At 61.7% G+C, this 22,253-nt stretch carries 16 protein-coding genes and 1 pseudogene; 7 read left to right on the forward strand and 10 right to left on the reverse strand.

What is annotated here, in order from left to right:
• The first annotated feature begins 150 nt into the window (after positions 1–150).
• Genes ACT4N8_RS14290 through asnB form a run of 3 tightly spaced genes read left to right on the forward strand, consistent with a single transcriptional unit; the run spans position 151 to position 4,936 of the window.
• Entirely contained in the window at positions 151–774 is a 624-nt protein-coding gene (locus ACT4N8_RS14290) for a polysaccharide biosynthesis/export family protein (protein ID WP_444858784.1), read from the forward strand.
• A gap of 15 nt (positions 775–789) precedes the next feature.
• Positions 790–3,003 carry a GumC family protein gene (locus ACT4N8_RS14295; protein WP_444858785.1) on the forward strand — a complete coding sequence of 738 codons (2,214 nt, stop codon included), beginning with the start codon at positions 790–792 and terminating at the stop codon, positions 3,001–3,003.
• A 34-nt stretch (positions 3,004–3,037) separates the two neighbouring features.
• The gene (asnB, locus tag ACT4N8_RS14300; RefSeq protein ID WP_444858786.1) at positions 3,038–4,936 is read left to right on the forward strand and encodes an asparagine synthase (glutamine-hydrolyzing); all 1,899 of its coding nucleotides are present in this window, start codon (positions 3,038–3,040) and stop codon (positions 4,934–4,936) included.
• A gap of 210 nt (positions 4,937–5,146) precedes the next feature.
• Here asnB and ACT4N8_RS14305 read toward each other — a convergent pair whose 3' ends face one another.
• A complete protein-coding gene (locus ACT4N8_RS14305) occupies positions 5,147–6,091 on the reverse strand; it encodes a GDP-mannose 4,6-dehydratase (RefSeq protein ID WP_444858787.1) in 945 nt (314 codons plus the stop codon).
• A gap of 132 nt (positions 6,092–6,223) precedes the next feature.
• Between ACT4N8_RS14305 and ACT4N8_RS14310 the strand changes: the two genes are divergently transcribed.
• Complete coding sequence (locus tag ACT4N8_RS14310; RefSeq protein ID WP_444858788.1) at positions 6,224–7,087, forward strand: class I SAM-dependent methyltransferase; 864 nt, start codon at positions 6,224–6,226, stop codon at positions 7,085–7,087.
• Here the strand turns inward: ACT4N8_RS14310 and ACT4N8_RS14315 are convergent.
• From ACT4N8_RS14315 to wecB, 7 genes are all read right to left on the reverse strand, one after another.
• The gene (locus ACT4N8_RS14315; RefSeq protein WP_444858789.1) at positions 7,084–8,163 is read right to left on the reverse strand and encodes a glycosyltransferase family 4 protein; all 1,080 of its coding nucleotides are present in this window, start codon (positions 8,161–8,163) and stop codon (positions 7,084–7,086) included. The genes ACT4N8_RS14310 and ACT4N8_RS14315 overlap by 4 nt on opposite strands.
• A 67-nt stretch (positions 8,164–8,230) precedes the next feature.
• Positions 8,231–9,217: an NAD-dependent epimerase/dehydratase family protein gene (locus ACT4N8_RS14320; protein ID WP_444858790.1), complete on the reverse strand. Its 987-nt coding sequence runs from the start codon at positions 9,215–9,217 to the stop codon at positions 8,231–8,233.
• The gene (locus tag ACT4N8_RS14325) at positions 9,214–10,545 is read right to left on the reverse strand and encodes a nucleotide sugar dehydrogenase (protein ID WP_444858791.1); all 1,332 of its coding nucleotides are present in this window, start codon (positions 10,543–10,545) and stop codon (positions 9,214–9,216) included. Before ACT4N8_RS14325 ends, ACT4N8_RS14320 begins: the two co-directional genes overlap by 4 nt.
• Before the next feature lie 178 nt (positions 10,546–10,723).
• Complete coding sequence (locus ACT4N8_RS14330; RefSeq protein WP_444858792.1) at positions 10,724–11,932, reverse strand: sugar transferase; 1,209 nt, start codon at positions 11,930–11,932, stop codon at positions 10,724–10,726.
• A gap of 176 nt (positions 11,933–12,108) precedes the next feature.
• The gene (locus ACT4N8_RS14335) at positions 12,109–13,410 is read right to left on the reverse strand and encodes a nucleotide sugar dehydrogenase (RefSeq protein ID WP_444858793.1); all 1,302 of its coding nucleotides are present in this window, start codon (positions 13,408–13,410) and stop codon (positions 12,109–12,111) included.
• Positions 13,411–14,352: 942 nt separating this feature from the next.
• Complete coding sequence (locus ACT4N8_RS14340; protein WP_444858794.1) at positions 14,353–14,502, reverse strand: UDP-N-acetylglucosamine 2-epimerase; 150 nt, start codon at positions 14,500–14,502, stop codon at positions 14,353–14,355.
• A gap of 641 nt (positions 14,503–15,143) precedes the next feature.
• Positions 15,144–16,241: a non-hydrolyzing UDP-N-acetylglucosamine 2-epimerase gene (wecB, locus tag ACT4N8_RS14345; protein WP_444858795.1), complete on the reverse strand. Its 1,098-nt coding sequence runs from the start codon at positions 16,239–16,241 to the stop codon at positions 15,144–15,146.
• A 68-nt stretch (positions 16,242–16,309) separates the two neighbouring features.
• Here wecB and ACT4N8_RS14350 point away from each other — a divergent pair, with 68 nt between their 5' ends.
• Complete coding sequence (locus ACT4N8_RS14350) at positions 16,310–17,152, forward strand: class I mannose-6-phosphate isomerase (protein ID WP_444858796.1); 843 nt, start codon at positions 16,310–16,312, stop codon at positions 17,150–17,152.
• Here the strand turns inward: ACT4N8_RS14350 and ACT4N8_RS14355 are convergent.
• Positions 17,143–18,203: pseudogene (locus ACT4N8_RS14355) on the reverse strand (mannose-1-phosphate guanylyltransferase/mannose-6-phosphate isomerase). The gene ACT4N8_RS14350 and the pseudogene ACT4N8_RS14355 sit on opposite strands and share 10 nt — an antisense overlap.
• A gap of 121 nt (positions 18,204–18,324) precedes the next feature.
• Between ACT4N8_RS14355 and ACT4N8_RS14360 the strand changes: the two are divergent.
• Positions 18,325–19,698, forward strand: a complete 1,374-nt coding sequence (locus ACT4N8_RS14360) for a glutamate--cysteine ligase (protein WP_444858797.1) — start codon at positions 18,325–18,327, stop codon at positions 19,696–19,698.
• Here ACT4N8_RS14360 and ACT4N8_RS14365 read toward each other — a convergent pair.
• On the reverse strand, positions 19,695–20,492 hold the full coding sequence (locus ACT4N8_RS14365; RefSeq protein WP_444858798.1) for a tryptophan 2,3-dioxygenase: 798 nt from the start codon (positions 20,490–20,492) through the stop codon (positions 19,695–19,697). The two genes, ACT4N8_RS14360 and ACT4N8_RS14365, sit on opposite strands and share 4 nt — an antisense overlap.
• An 82-nt stretch (positions 20,493–20,574) precedes the next feature.
• Here ACT4N8_RS14365 and ACT4N8_RS14370 point away from each other — a divergent pair, with 82 nt between their 5' ends.
• Entirely contained in the window at positions 20,575–22,101 is a 1,527-nt protein-coding gene (locus ACT4N8_RS14370) for a PQQ-dependent sugar dehydrogenase (protein ID WP_444858799.1), read from the forward strand.
• Positions 22,102–22,253: the final 152 nt, after the last annotated feature.

Consider the following 22,253-nt stretch of genomic DNA (forward strand, 5'->3'; position numbering starts at 1 on the left):
AAATTGCCGCCTCTCGTGGCGAAAAATTTGAGAATTAGAGTTATGTTTCAATCGCTTGGCGCCCCATTTCGAAGCGGGCTAGTTTTGGGCATCGTGACTCTCGCAGGCTGCTCGACAACGTCGAGCGGCCTTTCCCCGACGGGGAGCGCCGTGGAGATCACGCAGGAACTGCCGCGACCCACGCATGTTCGTCCGCCGGCCCGAGATTTCAGACTTGGACCCTACGACAACATCGTGATCGACGTTCTGGGTGCGGCTGAGCTGCGCCGCGAGGGTCGGATCGACGGATCCGGAAACTTCAACCTGCCGTTGATCGGCTCGGTGCAGGCCGCGGGCCGGACTCCCGCCGAATTGGCCAGTTCTATCGGAGACCTGCTACGCGGCCGCTATATCCGCAATCCGCAAGTTTCGGTGAGCGTTAGGGAAATCGCCAGCCAAGAGTTCTCCATCGATGGCGAAGTGCGTCAGCCCGGCCGCTACGCCGCCGCCGGAGACATCACCCTCCAAGTGGCAATTGCCAGCGCCCGAGGCATCACTGAAGAGGCTCAGATGTCGGAAGTCGTAGTGTTCCGCACTATAGAGGGACGTCAGATGGCGGCTCTGTACAGCCTTCGTGACATCCGGGAAGGGCGGGCAGTTGATCCGGACATTTACACTGGTGATATCATAATCGTCGGAACCAGCCGCTCCAGGCGCCTCTTCCGCGACCTAGCGCAGATTGCACCGATATTTTCGGTGTTCACTCCGCTCGTTTATGGTCTAAATAACAATTAGCAATTTGAGGACCGTGTGAACGACCTGGCAACAAACCTTGCGGACAGCCCACGGGGTCGTGACGCTGGCCACGACGATTTCGTCGAAGGCGTCCGGCCCGACGCCAGGGAAGGTTTGCTAGGCCATGGGGAGCCGACTGAATCGATAATTCGGCACTATTGGCGTGTATTACTAAAGCGCCGCTGGGTGATCCTTGCTGTTGTGATTATCAGCGCTCTGATCGGCCTAACCAGTGCGATGCTGTCCCAGAGGCTATACTCCGCGACAGTGACAGTCGAAATCGCTCGCCAAGCGGACAGGATCATTAACGTCGAGGAGGTCCAGCCGAGGCCCGGCGCTGATCAGGAATTCTACCAGACCCAATATGCCCTGCTTCGCAGCCGTTCGCTCGCGGAGATGGTCGTGCGGGACCTCCGGCTCGCTCACAACATAGCTTTCCTAACTGACTTCACGAACGAAGCCGACAGCGAGATCGCGAATTTTTCGCTACAGCAGCGTGAGGCGATGGCGGTTGCCCGCGTCATGGGAAATGTCCAGATCATCCCGGTGCGCCTGTCGAGCGTCGTCAATGTTAGATTCGTCTCGCCAAACCCACAAATGGCGGCCGATATCGCGAACTCATTGGCGGAGAATTACATCGAGCAGAATTTGGCGCGCCGGTTCGGGGCTTCTGCTTATGCGCGCCAATTCCTCGAAGGACGGCTGAGCCAGATGCGTCAGCGGCTCGAACAATCGGAGCGCCAGGCGGTCAATTATGCTGCACAACAGGAAATCATCAATATTGCACCGAGCTCACGCGATCCCCAAGCGCCGGCGCAAGAGCAATCGCTGGTGGCGGCCAACCTAGCGGCGGTAAACCTCGCGCTGAGCGAAGCTCAGGCGGCGCGCATCGCAGCGGAAGCGCGATTTCGTCAGGCGGCGAATGGGGCTGCACAGGCGGACGCGCTGGCCAATCCGGCGCTCAACACCCTGCGCCAACAGCGCGCGACGGCGAGCGCGGATTATCAAAGCGAACTTAGTATTCGCGGCCCGGACTATCCGACCGTGCTCGTGAAATCGGCTCAGGTTCGCGAGCTAGACCGCCAGATTGCGGCCGAAACGTCACGGGTTCATCGTAGCGTGGAGCAAAATCTCCAAGCCCAGTTTCGCCAGGCCCAGCAAGCGGAGCGTGAGCTTTCTGGCCGGGTAAACGAGCTGAAGGGCGAGGTGATTGGCCTGAGGCGACGCAGCATCCAGTACAATATCTATCAGCGTGAAGTCGATACGAACCGAGCCCTCTATGACGCTCTGCTGCAACGCTACAAGGAAATCGGGATCGCCGGCGTTGGATCAAATAATGTGTCGATCGTAGATCCCGCAATCGTACCCGGGGGACCGTTCCGACCGAACGTCCCGTTAAATCTGCTCGTATCCTTGTTGATCGGCATGGTGCTCGGTGGCGGAGCAGCGCTCGTTCTCGAGCAGCTCGACGAGGCGACCATCGCTCCGGCGGACTTTGAGAACAAACTGGGCCTCGCACTTTTGGGAACGGTTCCGAAGTTCGGAAAGGATGCGGACGTTCGGGAGATGCTCGGCGATTCGAAGGCGATTATATCTGAAGCCTATCGCTCCGTGCTCACCGGGCTCCAATTCTCTACCGCTCATGGGTTGCCCAGATCACTGCTGTTAACTAGCACACAGCCGTCGGAAGGGAAATCGACGTCCGCCTACGCCCTAGCACTCGGGATCGCACGTGTCGGCAGCCGCGTTCTCATCGTCGACGCCGACATGCGCAATCCGTCTCTCCACAAATTGATGGGCCTCTCTAACCAAGGGGGGCTCAGCAACCTTCTAACTGGCGATGGGGAACTGATGAAACTCGCCCGGGAGACAGGAGTTCCCAATCTCTATGCGCTGCCCGCCGGCCCCATCCCTCCCAACCCGGCCGAGTTGCTTGCCGGCACCGGGATGAAGGATCTGCTTATTGCGGCTGGCGAGCAATTCGATCACGTCGTTGTCGACGGTCCCCCCGTCCTTGGCCTCGCCGATGCCCCGTTGCTGGCGCGCTCGGTCGAGGCGACTGTCTTCGTTCTCCAAGCGGGCAGCGTGCGGGCCACCCAAGCGCGACATGCCTTAAACAGGCTGCTCACCGTTCACGCGCCGATCGCCGGGGCGGTACTTACCAAGTTCGATCAACAAAGCGCGGGTTACGGTTACGGTTACGGCTACGACTATAATTACGGATCATAGCAAGACCGCACAGCTTGGTTGGAGCTAGTCTTAAATGTGTGGGATTGCCGGATATCTCGCAAGTTACACGCCGGACATCCTTTGCGGCATGGCGAACTTGATCGCGCATCGCGGCCCGGACGACGAGGGCTTTTTTACCGACACGGATGCGGGAATCGGGATCGCCCATCGGCGCCTTTCGATTATTGACCTCTCACCGGCCGGCCACCAGCCGATGGCGGATGCGTCGGGACGCTATACGATTAGTTATAATGGCGAAATCTACAATTATCCGGAGCTGCGCGAAGAGTTGATCGGACGCGGAGCCGCCTTTCGCGGTCGTTCAGACACCGAGGTCATTCTCGAGCTATATTCGCGCGATGGCCCGGCTTCATTTGAACGCCTGAACGGCATTTTTGCGCTCGCTATTTGGGATGGAAGAGAACGTTCGCTGCTGGTCGCCAGAGACGGAATGGGTGTCAAACCGCTCTATTACTGCGACACACCGTCCGGCTTCATCTTTGCAAGCGAGATGAAGGCGCTTCTCGCGCTGCCCGACCTCGATCGTACACTCGATCGAGTGGCAGCGCTTTCCTATTTGACCTATCTCTGGACCGCCGGCGAACGCACCATGTTGCAGGCCGTCAAGAAGCTCGATCCCGGGACGTGGCTCAGGGTTTCCCGCAAGCGAGGCCGTGAATCAGGCCGCTTCTATTCGCTTCCTCTCCCTCGGCCCCGGTCGGCGTCGGACCACGATCTGATCCTCGGTACCCAGCGGGCGCTGCAAACGGCGGTTGAGCGCCAATTGATTGCAGATGTGGAAGTCGGCGCCTTCCTGTCGGGCGGGCTTGATTCCAGTGCCCTCGTCGCGATGGCGAGGGCAGCAGGGAACAAGCTGCAATGCTTCACCATTGACTATGGCGATGCCGGGGGCGGCGAGATCGTGGCGGACCTACCCTATGCGCAGCAGGCCGCCTCCCATCTCGGGGTCGAGCTGAACGAGATCCGGGTCGATCGCTTTGGCACCGACGAGTTCGAGCGGCTAGTTTATCAACTAGATGAGCCCGAAGCAGATCCTGCCGCGCTCAATACCTTTCACATTGCCGGGCTAGCGAGGCAGAATGGCATCAAAGTGTTGCTGAGCGGCACGGGCGGCGACGACCTTTTCACCGGCTATCGACGCCACCAAGCGGCCGCCCTGGATCCTCTCTGGTCGGGACTGCCGGCGAGCGTTCGACGAACGATACAGCGCACTGCACGACAGCTCTTTGGCAATACCCCCGCTTTACGGCGCGTGACGAAGCTCTTAGAAACGATTCATGCGGACGGGAATGAGCGGGTCGTTCGTCTGTTCGAGTGGCTCCCTGCCGAGGACGTATCGAATCTCCTCGCTGGCTCGTCATCCGGCAGCGTGGCCGCAGTGCGCGCGCCTCTGATTGAGGCGATCGAGCCGCTTTCCAACTTGTCGGCCGTCGAACGCGCCCTGCGCTTGGACCAGAGGTTTTTCCTCCCCGATCACAATCTTAACTATACGGACAAGGCGGGGATGGCCGCGGGGGTGGAGATCCGCGTTCCGTTTCTGGACCCCGATCTCGTCGCCTGGGCGGCGTCGCTGCCGCCGCGCGCGAAGATGCGCCGCGGCCAGACCAAATGGATTCTCCGTAAGGCGATGGAGCCTTATCTTCCCCGTCAAATCATCTATCGCCCGAAATCGGGCTTCGGGCTACCCCTTCGGGCGATGCTGGGAACCAGCCTGCGGCCGATGATGGAGCAGCTGCTCGATAGCCGAGCGGTGGCGAGCCGATCACTCTTCGATCCGGACGGAGTGGAGCGTCTGAAGTCCGCGACGTTGCAAGGATCCATCGATGGAAGCTATACGCTGCTAGCGCTCATGGCCGTCGAGCTGTGGTTGCGCCGGTTCGTAGACCCGATGCCGAAAGTTTCGGCCGCGTAGACCCAGTGTCGAGGCTCCAGCTTTACGGCCTATGACTAAATAACAGCGCATTCGATGGGAAGAATCGTCTCATAGCGCGCCTCGGCCATTCCCGTCTCCCCGAGGTTAGGGTGCTTGCCTTGATGTTCTGCCCAGCCCCCCGTTTTCGAGCAATCGCCGTGTGTGCGCTCGGATCGAGTAGATAGGGATCACCGTGCAAAGCCGGTGTCGCTATTGCACCAGCAGGCGTGCCATCAGGTCGATGTCGGTCTGCGCTATCCAGCCGAGCTTCTTTTCGGCGTAGGAGGGATCGGCGTGCTGATCGGCGATGTCGGTTGGTCGCAACGGTGTCTCGCCCGCATCTACGTGCTGGGTCCAATCGAGGCCGCAAGCGGCAAAGACTCGCTCGACCAGCTCCGCCAGCCGGTGGCTGCGCCCCGTCGCGATGACGAAGTCCTCGGGTACGTCCCCCTGCAGCATCCGCCACATTGCCTCCACATAGTCTGGCGCCCATCCCCAATCCCGAACGACCTCCACACTTCCCAGCGTCAGCCTTTCATTCGAGCCGGCCACGATGCGGCGGGCGGTCGCGACGACTTTGCCGAGGGCAAAGTCCTCCGACCGAAGGGGTGACTCATGCGTAAAGAGGAAGCCCGAACAGGCGAACTGTCCATAAGCCAGTCGCGAGACGACGAGCGCGTGATGACCGGCACATTTGGCGGTGGCATAGGGGCTGCGCGGTCGGAACGGACTCGTCTCGGTCGCCGGCGCCCACTTCGGCGTCTCGCCAAAGCAGTCGCCCGAAGCCGCGAAAAAGATTCGGGCACGAGGCGCATGCCTCCGTGCCGCTTCGAGGAGATGCATGAGACCAATGGCGGACGCCTCAAACGTCTCCACCGGGCTCGCAAAGGAGCGCCACACCGAACTTTGAGCGGCCAGATAATAGATTTCGTCAGGAAGGGTGTCGGCAAGAACCTTGTCGATGCCGCCCCTGCTCACCGGGTCAACCTGTTCGAGTGCGACCGTCTCATCAATCTCGAGCTGCCTCAACCTGTCAGACCCCGCTCGAGGAATTCCGCGCGTCGTACCGACGACGCGATAGCCTTTCGCAAGAAGGGATTGGGCGAGATAGGCGCCGTCCTGTCCGGAAATTCCACAGATAAGAGCCCGCTTCACGTTCAAATCCAATGCGCTAGGATCGGCCGTCGACGATTTGGCGATGTTTTTCCTCTTGCACTAATCGGGTCAATGCAGAAAGAGCAGCGAGAATTCAAACCCGCCACACGACAGGCGAACCTGGGGACGTCAATGACCGACGATCACGGCTCCGTGGAACTTGCAGCGCCCAACAGACAGGCGGGCAATCGCCGCTGGTGGACCGAGAACACGATGAGCTACGACTGGAAGGAGAAGTCGGCGTTCGAGCGATTTTCGCTCGAATGGTATGACGATATCGACCGTCGCTTTCTCCACGCCGCCCGCCTGTTCAACGGCACTCCGAACCCGTTCGTCGAGTTGATGGATCTGGAGCATCTGAAGGGCGCGCGCGTCCTTGAGATCGGCTGCGGAATGGGGTTCCATAGCGAGCTACTCCTTCGCGCCGGCGCAAACGTAACCTCGGTCGACATTTCCCCAACGTCGGTATCCTCCACGCAAAAGCGCCTCGACCTTAAAGGCCTGAAGGGCGACGTGCGCCAGATGGACGCAGAGCATCTCGACCTGCCGGACGCCGAGTTCGACTTGGTCTGGTCTTGGGGGGTGATCCATCACAGCGCTCGCACGGGGCGCGTACTTAGGGAGATCAATCGGGTTATGAAGCCGGACGGCGAAGTGCGCCTGATGGTCTACAATCTCGAAGGCATGCAAGCCTATGTGACGATGATGCGACGCTACATGTTCGGCTTCTGGCGCGGACGATCGCTCGACGATCAGCTCTGGCGAGATTCCGACGGCTTCACCGCGCGTTATTATACACGCGACAGCTGGCGCGACCTGCTCTCGATTTTCTTCGACAACATCGAGATCGCATTCTATGGTCAAGACGCTGATGCGGTCCCCTTACCGCGCCGACTGCGTCGCCCTTTCCTCAAGATCATACCTGTGCGGACGCAGGAGCGCTTGGCCCGGGCCCGCGGATTGATGTTGTTCTCGATCGGCAGGAAGCTTCCCTAATAGGCCCTGCCCACCGTCATTAGCGGGAATAGGGCGCCTTGCAGGCGGTCGCGGAAATTGGCGTAATCGAAATAGCTGAGCCCAGCGGGGATTTCGCGTGGCTTGTCAAGACCACGATAGATCGCCTGCTCGAGCTCGGCCGAATTGAAGGGATCGACCATCTGGCCGATCTCACCCTCACGCACGGCTTCGCGCCCGCCGTCGATCGTGCTCGCGACGACGGGAATCCCGCATGCCATCGCCTCGAGGAAGACAAAGCCGAAGCCTTCGAACTTGCTCGGCATGACGTAGAGATCGGCGAGCCGATAGTGGTCCGCCTGTTCGCTCTCCTCGATCATTCCGGCGAAGACCACGATGTCGCGGACGCCCTTCAAGTCCGCCAGCTCGTCGAGGCGCTGGCGGTCGCCGCCGTCGCCGCAAATCAGATAGGCTATGTTAGGGACGTTTCTCCGGATGTTGGGGAGCAGCTCAATGATACGGTCGAAACCCTTCGCCTGCTCGGTCGGATCCAGGCGCCCGAACGTCATCAGCACCTTCTTACCCTCGATCCTATAGCGCTTTTCGAGCGCGGGATTCTTGGGAGCGACGCCAAACTGTGCGCGGTGGATCGCGTTGCGTACGATCGAACAGCGCGCAGGATCCACCGGCCACACCTTGCGGAAACGATCGAGCGTCAGTTGGCTAAGCGCCACATAATGGTCGGCACGACCGGCCAACGGGTCCACCATCCGGCGGCCGGTGCGAGACCAGCCTTCGAGGCCGTACAGGCAAAGTGCCCAAGGCGCACCCATCATTTTCGACAACAGCCAAGCGACTGGAACCAGATTGATATGACCACAATAGATTAGATCGAACTTTGCACGTAGACCCTGGCGGAGCGCGGTGTGAAAGAATGCGCCGGGTCCGCGGGCTGCGTCTCGCTTGAACTGTACCTTGGCTGGAACACCGGACACGGTCTGAAAGATCTTCCGAGGGACAACCACGACTTCGGCAATCGTCGCATCATCACAAAGTGAAGATACGACATCCCGGTTGTAGGCTGCGACACCCCCATATCCGCCATAGGCGTCCGTCACAAGGGCTAAGACTCGCTTACCACCCTCTTGCGGGCAGCGCCCGATTCTATTCGTCGATATTCCCATATTACAGCAAGCTGCCTTCTAGCGCAGGTCTTTCATTAGCCAGATACCATGCGCTCGTGCGTCGCAGCCCTTCCAAAAGCGAGATTTTTGGCGCGTATCCGAGCGCGGCCATCTTATCTATGCTGGGGCACCGCACACGGGTTCCCCCCTCGGCCGCGGCGCTGGGAATAATGACAAAATCCCGACCGAAAATCTTGCCAAGAAGCCGGACCGTCTCAGCGATCGTCACAATTTCGGGATTGCCGATATGGTAAATGTTCCGATGCTCGCCCTGCCTCTGCATGAGCAAGAGACCGTCCACCAGATCGTCGACGTAGCAAAAGGCGCGCGTCTCCAGGCCATCGCCCTGAATCGGAAAAGGGATGTCGCTAGTGGTAGGGGCCCGGACCGCGTCGATCGCTCGCATGATGAATTGTGGCAGGACATGCTTCCATCCCATGTCGGGGCCATAGACATTGTGAGGGCGGAATATCTGGACCTTGCGGAAGGCCTCGCGGTGATAGTTGAACGCCACCAGCTCGGTGATGATCTTAGAGCCGCCGTAGGAGTAACGTGGGTTGAGCGAGTCCGGCAGCATCAGAGGAACCATCTCGTCCGTGGGGACGACCGGTGGCGTCTGATAAACCTCCGCTGATGAAGCCATGACCACATCCGGCACGCCGCAGCGGGCGGCAGCTTCGATGGCCGTGATCGCGCCCCGGATGCCGACATCTAGGACCAGGTCGGGGTGGTTGTAGAAATTCTCCGTGCCGTTCACGGCGGCGAGATGGAAGATGACCTCAGCTCCCTTAGCGGCAGAGACCATCGAATCGATGTCGCGTACATCGATTTGCTGCCAATCGATTTCAGCGATCACGTCGGCCAGTCGGGCCACCCGCCCTCGAGCGAGATTGTCGACAACGGTCACGCTCCAGCCATCCTGCAGCAACCGGCGCGCCAGATAGGCCCCGATGAATCCACCACCGCCAGTTACGACAACTTTCTTCATTGCGGCGCCCTCCTCAGGCCGCCAACCGCGAAATAGGAAGGTGCCCGTTCGTCGGGCTCGCTATCGCTATAATGATTCCAGAAATCGTAGACGAACCCCTGGGGGCCCAAATGGCGGGTCATCGCCGAAAATCCCATGGTTGCAAACAGCGGATGGTTGTTGGTGATGACCGCGGCGCTTGCGCCAGATAATGCCACTATCGCATTTTCGCATACCTGCCCAATGTCGAGAGCATCCAGATCTTGCCGGCTGACGACCGGGTCGAACAGGCGGAGCGGTGCTTCGGGGCGCCGCGCCTTGAGCGCCCGCAATACGTGGAGCGCCATCGAGCCGCGCAGATCGTCAGTCTCGGGCAACCCTTTGAAGGCGAGTCCGAGAACGGCAATGACTGCGTCGGCGGGAAGCCCGCGACGATCCATTTCGTCGCAGATGAAATCCGTGCATTCACTTGGTTGGCGCTCGTTGACGGCGCGGGCGGCCGCGGTGATCTCCAGATCGATCCCGTGCTCGAGAGCGCTCTGCCGGAGAATATGAGGATCCTTCTCCAAACACGGCCCGCCGACGAGGCCGGGAAACGCGATGTTGGTGCGTGAATACCCCATCTTTCCAGTTGAGATTACCTCGCGCGCGCTAGTGCCGACCGCGTCGCAGAGGCGCGCAATCTCGTTGGCGAAGGCGAATTGAAGGTCCCTATACGTGTTGTCGGCGAGCTTGATCATCTCGGCCGTTTCCAGCGAGGATACTGGGAGCACCTGCGCCGTCAGGCGAGAGAAGAGTCGCGACGCGCGTTCACGCGTTGCTTGATCGTCAGCACCGATGATCTGCGGAAGATGCCGAAGCTCCTCCATCGCCTGGCCTTCGATCGTGCGCTCGGGACACATGGCTATCTGGAACCGTTTTCCGGATGCAGCGAGAATTGGTGCCACAACGTTACGGCTCGTGCCGATCTTTACCGTCGAACGTAGCGCCACTAAGGCTCCGTCCGGCATCGAGCGGGCGACCTGGTGGGCGGCGCTAGTGATCATGTCGAGCCGTGTGGTGCCATCCGCCCCGAGCGGTGTCCCGACTGTGATTATATAGATACCGCAGCAGTCAGTCGGTTCGAAGTCCTCGCGAACTTCGAGGCGACCGTCCTCGATCACTCCGCGCATGATTTCTTCGAGGCCACTCTCACGGAAGTGAGGCTTACCGCTACGAATCAAGCGCGCCACCTGCGAACGCTTTTCTAGTCCCAGCACCTTGAGGCCCACGTCAGCGAATGCAGTGGCAAGCGTCAAGCCGACATATCCCAAGCCGACCACGCCGACCTCGTGCGTTACCCCAGTCATCCAATTTCCTTCAATGAATCCGCGGACTCGCGTTCCCTAAGCTAGCCGCGCCGGCTATGGCCCATGGAAGCATGCAGTGTGGAGCCCTTCGAATGAGACGATGCCGTCCAATAACCGCAGGAAACACAGAAATCTACGGGTGATATGGCCGCGACGTCACTGCGCCGGTCAATACCAATCAACGCGACCCCCGACCAGTCGCGATGATAGCGATCGTGCGCATTGCAATAAGGATGTCGAGCCAAGGCGAGAAGTTCTTGATGTAATAAAAGTCATATTGAAGCTTACCAAACACATCTTCGACCTCGGAGACATGGCCCTGGTTTACCTGCGCCCACCCAGTGATGCCCGGCTTCACAATGTGACGGTAACGATAGAAAGGGAGCTCGGATTCGTACCATTCGGACAGAACCTCGGCCTCGGGGCGGGGTCCGATCCAGCTCATCTGCCCCATGATGATGTTGAAGACTTGCGGTAATTCGTCGATTCGCGATCGGCGCAGGAAGCGACCAAGTCTAGTGATGCGCAAGTCATTTTCCTGGGTCATTGCGTGTCGCAGCGCATTTCCATCTGGGGACCGGATGGACGAATCGTGCTTCATCGTCCGGAACTTAATGACCTGAAACGACGCGCCGCCTGCGCCTACGCGACGCTGCCGGAACAGCGCCGGTCCAGGCGAATCCATCCGAATCAACAAGCCTATCATCAGCAAAGCAGGCGTGAGCAGGATCGCTGCAGGGAGCGCGCAAGCGAGGTCCACCGCGCGCTTGAGTTTGACGTACATCAACGCCGGAATGAGAGAGCCGAAATTATTCTCGGATAGATGGTCGATCTGTACCCGGCCAGTCAGTGACTCACGCAATTGTTTTACGTGATAGACGGTGACCCCCGACAATGCAGCGTCGGCCAGAAAGCGCTCCCATTCGTCGGGAAGGTGCGACTGGAAGTCCGCTACGATTGCTTCGACCGACTTCCTCTTCACGAGTCGTGGCTTGGTGAGCGGCACCCATTCCACTGTCGTGATCTTCTGCAGTAATTCGACTTCGCCGAACGGCACGACACCGATCCGCAGAGATTGCGCTCTCTGCGATAGGAAGAAGATCAGGAGGTGCCACGCTAAACAGACTGCGAAACCCGTGAGGAACAGGAAGCGGCTATAGTCAATCCGAAAGGCCCAAAATACGAACAGCACGAGGCCGTAACTGATCGAGAATGCGGGCAAGATGTATGAGCCCGCCTTGATGCCGGGAAAGATTGTGAGGCTTCGGAACATGTAGAAACCGAGCGCTAGCGCGGTAAGGTTGCCGATCGCTGACATCCATATCGGCGACGTTGCGGGATCGGGAGAAAGGCCTGCTCTGAGCATAAGCGGCAGGGCTACGGCCAACAAAATTCCGCCCAATAACTGGACGCGACGGCGCTGTAGGATACTCCGCCCATGCACGTGGGTCTGGCTTGAACCTTGGAGCATGCTTCCCGGCAAATCCCTTGTTATGGCCGCTACCTACGGGTCGTCGAATTGTGGCACCCATTACCTAGCATTCTTATGCTCCAGCGCTGACTTTAGAGACTCCAGCGATCAACGTTCGGGCCAAGGACCATGGTGCGCCAGATGCCCTTTAGATCGGCGACGCAACCTCCTTTGTTCACTAAGCGACCGACATCTTGAGCGTCCATAGCCCCATATTCGGCATGCGGAACCGCGACGAGTACTAGGTCATAGGGTCGCGCCAGCGCATCTGAGTCGAGTGCGATGCCATACCGCTCCCGGGCCTCGGCGGGATCGGCACGAGGATCGTGGACGGTCACTTCATGCCCGAGTTGTCCGAGCCGGTCGATCACATCGACAACGCGGCTGTTACGCAGGTCGGGTACGTTCTCCTTAAACGTAAGACCGAGCACCAGCGCGCTGCCGGAACATCCCCGGTGGGCGTGAAGAGACTCCGCGATCCAGCCTCCCATGCCGTCATTTGTGGAGCGCCCAGCGAGGATTACCTTCGGATCATGGCCAAGTTCCTGAGCAAGGTGACTCAGGTAATATGGGTCCACACCGATGCAGTGGCCGCCGACTAAGCCCGGCTTGAAGCTCAAAAAATTCCATTTTGTACCGGCCGCCTCGAGCACGTCCCAGACCGAGATGCCGAGTTTCCCGAAGATTTGAGTAATCTCATTGATAAAGGCGATGTTGATATCACGTTGTGCATTCTCGATCACCTTAGCGGCCTCGGCCGCCTTGATCGACGCTGCGCGAAACACACCACCGCTGGTGATAGCACCATACATCGCGGCCAGGCGATTGATAGTGGCCTCGTCTTGGCCGGCGACAACCTTTACAATGCGATCAATAGTATGTTGGCGATCGCCGGGATTGATGCGCTCCGGCGAGTAACCCAGAAAGAAGTCCCGGCCGCAGATCAGACCAGATTGTTCCGTGAGGATGGGCCCGCAGACCTCCTCCGTAAGTCCGGGGTAGACTGTGCTTTCGTAGACGACCACTGGGCGCGCCTGTGGGTCAAGTAACCGGCCAACGGTCTTGGATGCCGCGATAATTGGACCCAAGTCGGGCCGGTTGCGACTGTCCACCGGTGTTGGAACGGTTATAATATAAATGCTTGCGCTACGACACTCCTCGGGGTCAGTGGTCACTAACAAGGTGCTCTGAGCGAGCGTTGAAGCATCGACTTCGTTGGTCCGGTCTTGGTGACACCGCAGTTCGGATATCCGATCCGCATCGATGTCCAGGCCGGCGACGTCGAATTTCCTAGCCAAGGCAACCGCGAGCGGGAGCCCGACGTAGCCGAGCCCTAATACGACGATGCTTTCAATTTTGCCCCGTATCAGACGCGGCTTTACGTCCTCAATCATTAATTTATCTCCGTCAACGCCGCGCGGCCTTCAATAGTTGCGATGGAATTGTCTCGAGCGTTGGCCCAATCACTAGGCATACTGTCGGCTTACTGCGGCAAATGGAGTGTCCCACAATCAGCACCTAGTCGGCGTGTTCCGCCGTGCTCAATCTCTTGACCGACGATTCACATCCTCGCTAAGGACAAGGCAGCAGATGGTCACGATGGGGTAGTCTCCACCTGGCCTCCGTTGCCTTTACCCACCGCACTTCCTAATTGTGAAGCTTGGAGCAGTGGGGGCAGACGGCTGCTCAAATTCATGGCATCGTGCTGACGCAAGGCAATCTATGGCCAGCAATCAGCGCGATCATCTAGACGACTTTTGATAAGCTGGGTTCCGTACCGCCGACAGGGTGACACATAACCCTTTAAATCATGCCTTACCCGCTTCCGGTCGCGATCATGATATCCAGACAAACACATCATCTTAAGCATATTCGTCTTTCATTAAAATTTCCGTGCGAGCGGGCATGAATCCGATGTCGAGGGCTATTCTCAATGTCCAGCTTCATCACCCTCGGCACCGCCCCACAGCTCACCGTACGCAGACGGACAGCAGGCCGCAGGCTGACCGCATGAAACATGCAGATTGGGCCTGTCAAGATTGGAATCGCTAGATTCTTCGCCGACGATAGCGTGCAATTGCTTCGGACACGATGTACGCGAGATCAGCCCAAGCCTCGTTCCTGAGCCACCCGACAGAGATGACCGGAATGATCGTGACCAAGTTAGCGCACTTGGCCCATTGTGTGCGTCGGCGCAAGTTCCCGACAGCACTCACCCGTCCGCCCCTCTCAATATCCGGGCCGCACCGGCTCTCCGCCGCGCGCGAGGGCCTCTCGGAGCGCGGACAAGACGTTGTCGGCGTGCACAAACCGGTTGGCGCCCTGTTCAACGGTGATCACCGGCTCGTATTCTCGCATAGCGTCAGGCAGGGAATGCCGAGATAGGCGGTTTCCTCCTGGATGTCGCCGCTGTCGATGATCGCCGCCGCAGCGTCCAGCACGAGGCTCATGAAACGGATATAAGGGAGCGGATCGATTAGCCTCACTCCCTGCCTCGATCAGGCGCTCATACAGCCCGAACTCGCCCAGCATTGCGGCGACGCGGGGATGGACGTGAAGACGATCGGCAGCCTGCCCTGCGTAGCCACCAAGGCCGCGACGAGTGGGCTAAGCGGCCCAACACGGTCGACATTGCTTGGCCGGCGTAGAGCGATGACGGCATAGGGTTGGCCGGCGAGCCCCAGTCCCGGCAATACCTTCCGCCTCGATCCGCGACCGCACTATTTCGAAGCTGCCGAGCATGATGTTGGCGGCGCCGGTTCACGCGCTGCATTTGCTTGTAGAGCTCAAGTAAGGTCGGCGTAGGTAAGTCTAATCGAAGGGGCCTATATACGTGAGTGACCTTTAATAAGGCTGGCCCGACATGCTGATCTTCGTTACGCCAACAACAGCGATCCTCACATAGCCTAGTGCTCGTCGGGGAACCCCGGCGATGTTCACGGTGAAATTGCGCCGCGATCCACTCTCTATTGAGCCGGTGAGCCGGGGGAATCGATGCTCAGTCCTGTGAGGCTGGCCAGTTGGGTTGTGCCCTCGCTGTCGGCTGATCCGTAAGTGATGTCCGCCCTTAGGTTGGATATGCTCGCCGCTAGAAGATTGCCCACCTGAAGGCGGATGCGAGACCCGTCTACTTCAGATTCACAGCACGCACGCGCAAATCCTGGACACAGCGTAGGGATGTTCGTCCATCCCAATATTCGGGCCGCACGGGCGCAACCGTACCCACCAGAGCACGCTCAAGCTCGCCCACGAGCGTGTCCGCGCGCACGAGTCGGTTCGTGCCCTGCTCAACCGTGATTGGCCGCTCGGTGTTCTCACGTAGGGTCAGGCAGGGGATGCCGAGATAGGTGGTCTCTTCCTGGATACCGCCGCTGTCGGTGATCGCCACCGCGGCACCACGCACAAGACACATGAAGCGGATATAGGGGAGCGGTTCGATCAGCCTGACTCCCGCGTCGACAAGCCGATCGCGCAGGCCGAATTCGTCGAGCCTCCCGGCGGTGCGGGGATGGACGGGAAAAACGATCGGCAGCTTCATCTGCACCGCGACCAATGCGTCGACGAGACCAGTCAGCGGACCAGAGCGGTCGACATTGCTCGGCCGGTGCAGGGTGACAATGGCAAAAGGTTGGCCGCCGAGTCCCAGCCCTTCCGGAACGCCTTCCGCCTCGATCCGCGACCGCACCATCTCGAAGCTGTCGAGCATGATATTGCCGACCCGGGTGATGCGCGCAGGCGGAATTCCCTCGGCGATGAGGTTGGCGTCGGCATCCGGAGAGGGCGTCCAGAGCACGTCCGCGACGACATCGGTCGCGAGCCGGTTGATCTCCTCGGGCATATCGCGGTCGCGGCTACGCAGCCCCGCTTCGAGATGGACGACAGGGATGCGTAGCTTGGCGCCGACCAAGGCGGCCGCCAGCGTCGAATTGACGTCGCCGACGACGACGATCCAGTCGGGCCGCTCGGCTTCGGCTATCTTCTCATAGGCGATCATCACCCGCCCGGTCTGCTCGGCATGGCTGCCGCCGCCCACGCCGAGATGATGGTCGGGCTCGGGCAGGCCGAGATCGGCGAGCACGTCGCCCGACATGTTCGCATCGTAATGCTGGCCGGTATGGACCAGCACCGGCGTGAAATCCTCCGCCGCCCTCAGCGCGTGCCAGAGCGGCGCGACCTTCATGAAATTGGGGCGGGCGGCAGCGATCAAATGGACCCGCATATTCATCAACCGCCTTGACCGCTCCCTTCGAAACTCCCTAGCCCGTGTCTACCCCGGCTGTCGAGCGAGCGAGCATGAATTCGAGGCGATTAGAGCACCGCTATGAAGAGCGCGTCTGGGGGCGCGACGCGCTTCCCAACTGGGCAGAGACTCAACCCTCCACCGGAGCGCCGATCGGCGAGATTTGGTTCGTGGAGGATGAAGACTGCCCGGCCGAGCTGCTCGTCAAATATCTATTCACCTCGGAAAGGCTCTCGATCCAGGTCCATCCTGACGACAAGGGCGCGAGAGCGATCGGATTTCCGCGCGGCAAGGACGAGGCCTGGCTGGTGCTAGATGCCGAGCCGGATGCCGTGATCGGCATTGGGTTGAAAGAAGTGGCTTCGAAGGAAACGCTTCGCGCGGCAGCGCTCGACGGCAGCATCGAAGAGTTGATCGACTGGCGCCCGGTCCGCGCCGGCGACTTCTTCTATTCGCCGTCCGGCACTGTCCACGCGATCGGGCCGGGCCTGTCGCTGGTCGAGATCCAGCAGAATCTCGATGTCACCTACCGGCTTTACGATTATGGCCGCCCGCGCGAGCTGCATCTCGACGCCGGCATCGCCGCCGCCGATCCGGTGCCATGGCAGCGGTCCTTCGTGCCCCGGGAGACCGGACCCGGCCGCGAGATTCTGCACGCAGGCGGCAACTTCGTCGTCGAGCGCTGGACTTTTTCGGGCGAGGCGGAGGTTGAGTCGGCCGACGGCCAACTGGTGTTGGTTCCGCTCAGCGCCGAGGGTGAGCTGGATTGCCAGTCACTGGAGCCCGGCTCGGTCTGGCGGGTCGACGGGATGGCAAATCTAGCCAGCGCGGCGCCGCTGGACCTGCTGGCCGCCTATCCGGGTGCTGACGTGCGCGAAACGCTGCTTCAGCGATAGCGAGCGCGCTTCTCGTTGAGCGCGTCGACGATCTCCTTCACGCGCTGGCTCTCGCCGCGCGGGAGGATCAGCACGACCTCGTCGGTCGCGACCACGATGAGGTCGCTGACGCCCACTGCGGCGACCAGGGGACCGTCGCTGCGCAGCAGGCAATTGTCGCTGTCGATCGCCAGCACCTCGCCGACCGTCACATTGCCCGCAACGTCGCACGGCACGATATCGTAGAGCGCGTCCCAGCTGCCGACGTCGGACCAGCCCATCGCGACGGGTACGACCGCGATCTTCTCCGCCGGCTCCATCACCGCATAGTCGATCGATTGCGCCCGCGCGGCGGCGAACGCTTCGGCGCGAGGATAAACCCGATCGCACTCGCGACGTGCGCCTTCGCAGGAGGTCCTCGCCGACTCCAGGATATCGGGGGCGTGGCGCGCCAGCTCTTCAGATAGCGGCCGGCGCGGAACAGGAAGATGCCGCCGTTCCAGTCGTAGCCGCCGTCGGCCAGATAGGCTTCGGCGGTCGCCCGGTCGGGCTTCTCGACGAAGCGTTCGGCGGCGAAGGCGCCCGGCGCTATCTCGTCGCCGCGCCTGATATAGCCGTAACCGGTCTCGGCGCGGTCCGGACGGATGCCGAAGGTGACGAGCCAGCCCTCGGCGGCGAGTGGCGCGGCGGTCGCAATGGCTTCGGCGAACGCAGCTTGGTCGGCGATCAAATGGTCGCTCGGCAGCACCAGCAGCAGCGCCCCGGCCTCCGCCTCGAGCGCGGCGAGCGCGATCGCCGGCGCCGTGTTCCTGCCGACCGGCTCCAGAATCAGCGCGGAGGGCGCCGCGGAAACTGCCGCCAGTTGCGCCTCGACTTCGTCGGCATGGTCGGCATTTGCGACCGCGATCGGCGCGCCGAACCTCTCGCGATCGGCGACGCGCCGCGCGGTCGCCTGCAGCATCGTCTCGGTGCCGACGATCGGCTGGAGCTGCTTGGGGCGCGCCGCACGTGAAACCGGCCACAGCCGCGTTCCCGACCCGCCCGAGAGGATCACTGGCGTGATCTTGCTCATCCGCGAACGGCCGCGTTCATCTGGACCCGCATCGTCATAACCGCTGTTGATCACCCTCGCTCGAAAAGCTCGTAGCCGGAGGCTTTCCGGCTGTCGAGCGAGCGGCTAGAGCCGGCCAACCATGACGACGCGCACCGAGACCGCCCCCGGCGACAAGAGAGTGGAGAGCCGCGAGGATCTGCTCGCGGTCTTCGACAACGGCGAGAAGCCCAAGGCGGACTGGCGGATCGGCACCGAGCACGAGAAGTTCGTCTTCCGCTGCCGCGACCACGGCGCGCCCTCTTATGACGAGCCCGGCGGAATTCGCGACCTGCTCGAAGCGCTCACCGACTATGGCTGGGCGCCCGTGATCGAGGGCGGCAAGACGATCGCGCTGACCGGGCCGGACGGCGCGATCAGCCTTGAGCCGGCCGGCCAGCTCGAGCTCTCCGGCGCGCCGCGCGAGCATCTCCACCAGACCTGCGCCGAGGCCGGGACGCACCTCACCCAGTGCAAGGCGGTCGGCGAGAAGCTTGGCCTCTGCTTCCTCGGCCTCGGCATGTGGCCGGACAAGACGCGCTCGGTTCTCCCGGTCATGCCCAAGGGCCGTTACCGGATCATGCTCGATTACATGCCGAAAGTCGGCGGCCTCGGCCTCGACATGATGCTGCGCACCTGTACCATCCAGACCAATCTCGACTATTCCTCGGAAGCCGACATGGCGCGCAAGTTCCAGGTCGGCCTGGCCCTCCAGCCGCTCGCCACCGCGCTCTTCGCCAATTCCCCCTTCACCGAAGGCCGGCCGAACCGCTTCCTCTCCTTCCGCAGCCACATCTGGTCCGACACCGATCCGGACCGTACCGGCATGCTCCCCTTCGTTTTCGAGGAGGGCTTCGGCTACGAGCGCTATCTCGATTACGCGCTCGACGTGCCGATGTATTTCGTCTTCCGCGACGGCAAATATGTCGACGTCGCCGGCCAGTCCTTCCGCGATTTCCTTGCCGGCCGTCTCCCGGGCCTGCCGGGCGAGATGCCGCTGGTGTCCGACTTCACCGATCACCTCTCCACCATCTTTCCCGAGGTCCGGCTCAAGAGCTTCCTCGAGATGCGCGGCGCCGACGGCGGCCCGTGGAGCCGGATTTGCGCGCTCCCCGCGTTCTGGGTCGGGCTGCTTTACGACGATGCCGCGCTCGCGGCGGCGTGGGATGAAGTGAAGCACTGGTCGATCGAGGAGCGCCAGCTGCTGCGCGATTCGGTCCCCAAGCTGGGGCTTCAGGCGACCACGCCGGTGGGCGAGACCCTGCTCGAGCTCGGCCAGCGCGTGCTTGCCATCGCCGATGCTGGCCTGAGGGCGCGCGGGTGGCTCAACTCGTCGGGCGACAACGAAACGGGGTTCCTCGATCCTCTGCGCGAGATCCTCGCCTCGGGGCGCACGCCCGCCGAGCGATTGCTCGAACGCTACCATGGCGAATGGGGCGGAGACGTCAGCCGGATCTACGAGGAAGAAACGTTTTAGAGCTGTGTCCTGAGCGTCCACAGCTCCGGAAAGGCGCGCTTGGTCAGGGTCGACTGGAGATATTTGACCCCCGCGGTTCCGCCGGTGCCGCGCTTGAAGCCGATCACCCGCTCGACCGTGATGACATGCTTGTGCCGCCAGGTGGCGAAGGCGTCGTCGATGTCGACGAGCTTTTCGGCGAGCTGGTAGAAGCGCCACCATCGCCCGGTATCGCGATAGACCTCGGCCCAGGCCGCCTCGACCTCCGGACGGGGTTCGTACGGCCGGCTCCAGTCCCGCTCCAGCGCCTCGGCGGGCAGATCGAACCCTCCCCGCGCCAGCGCCGCATTGGCCTCGTCCCACAGGCTCGGCCCCGCGAGCGCGTCGGCGAGCGCCACGCGCGCCGCCGAGCCCTCCGGATGCCGGTCGAGATGCGTGCCTTCCTTCAACCCCAGAAGAAATTCGACCTCGCGGAACTGCGCGGACTGGAAGCCGCTCGACGAGCCGAGCACGCCGCGGAAGGTGAGATAATCGGTCGGCGTGAGCGTCGCGAGCACGTCCCAGGAGAGCGTCATCACCGCCTGGATGCGCGACACCCGCGACAGGTTCTTATGAACCTCGATCAGCTGGTCGGCGCGGATCAGCTCGCGAGCGAGCCTGAGCTCGTGAATGGTCTGCTTGAGCCAAAGTTCCTTGGTCTGGTGGATGATGATGAAGAGCAATTCGTCATGATGATCCGAGACCGGGTGCTGCGCGCCGAGCAAGGGCCCGAGCGCGAGATAGTCGCCATAGGTCATGTCTTCGGGCTTAACCATGAAAGCGATCTACCATGCGGACCCAATGGCGCAAACGAGCGTTTCGCCAGCAGAACGAGCCCGTTTCTCCGGGGAGGGCGAGATGAATCGCGGCATTCCGACACTCCTTGCCTTGGCCCTGCTCGTCGCCTGCAGCAGCGGCGGCGGAGGTAGCGGCAACCCGCCGCCTCCGGCCGGAAACGCGCCGCCCGCCTTCACCTCCGCGGCGAACGTCAACGTCGCGGAAAACAGTACCGGGACGATCTATACCGCGACCGCGACCGACCCGGACGGCAATCCGCTCACCTTCAGCCTCGCCGGCGGAGCCGATCAGGCCCGCTTCGCGATCACCGCCGGCGGCGCGCTCTCCTTCACCGCGCCGCCGGACTTCGAATTCCCGACCGACGCCGACGGCAACAATGCCTATCAGGTCACGCTCCAGGTCAGCGACGGCACGACAAGCGTGACGCTCGCGCTTACCGTCAACGTCACCAATGTCGGCCCGGACGGCTTCCGGGTGACGCGGGTCGCCACCGGCTTCAGCCAGCCGCTCTACCTCGCGCCTGTTCCCGACGGCTCGGGCCGGGTGTTCGTGGTCGAGCGGATCGGCCGCATCCGAATCCTCAATCCGAACACGGGAACGATCGCGGCGACACCCTTCCTCGACATCCAGGGCGAGACCACGACCGACGGCGAGCGCGGCCTGCTCGGCTTCACCACCGCACCCGATTTCGCCGCGACGGGCAATTTCTACGTCTTCCTGACCAATTTGCAGGGCAATATCGAGGTCCGCCGCTACCGCACCGCGGCCGCCAATCGCGACCTCGGCAATCCCGCGACCGCCGACGTTATCATTTCCATCCTTCATCCGGGCTTTGCCAACCACAATGGCGGGTGGCTCGATTTCGGGCCGGACGGCTTCCTCTATCTCGGCACCGGCGACGGCGGTGGCGCTGGCGATCCCAATGGCAACGGCCAGAACCGCAACTCCCTGCTCGGCAAGATCCTGCGGATCAACGTCGCGCTGGACGCCTTCCCCGCCGATCCGCTGCGCGATTATGCGATCCCCACGAGCAACCCGTTCGCCGGGGGCGGCGGGGCGCCGGAAATCTGGGCCTACGGCCTCAGGAACCCGTTCCGGGCGAGCTTCGATCCGCTCACCCAGAATCTGTGGATCGGCGATGTCGGCCAGGGCGCGCGCGAGGAGATCGATTTGATGACGCCGGCCAATGGCGGCGCCAATTTCGGCTGGAACATCCTCGAAGGCACCGCCAATTTCGCTGGCGCACCGCAGCCCGGACTGACTCCGCCGGTCGCCGAATATTCCCACGGCAGCGGCCCGCGCGAGGGCCGGTCGGTGACGGGCGGCGTGGTCTATCGCGGCCCGGTCGAGGCGCTGCGTGGCCAATATCTCTTCGCGGACTTCATCACCGGCAATCTCTGGTCCTTCCCGATCGCGCGCATCGCGCTCGGGGCGACCCTGCCGAGCGACCAGTTCACCCTGCGCAACGCGAGCTTCGCCTCCAATGCGGGAACGATCGACACGATCGCGGCGTTCGGCGTCGATCAGGCAGGCAACGTCTATATCGTCGATTTGGGCGGCGAGATTTTCCGCATCGAGCCGAGCTAGTCCCATGCAGGGTTTGGCGAGGCCGCGCGTTACAATTCTGACGAAGGGAGGAACGACAGGCGCATGAAGGCTCTCGCGGCATTGGCCGCTCTTTCCCTGATCGGCGGCCAGGCCGCGGCGAGGGCGGCCGCGCCGCTCTAGATCGCCCCTGC

Source organism: Sphingosinicella sp. (assembly GCF_052387495.1).
GTDB lineage: Bacteria > Pseudomonadota > Alphaproteobacteria > Sphingomonadales > Sphingomonadaceae > Allosphingosinicella.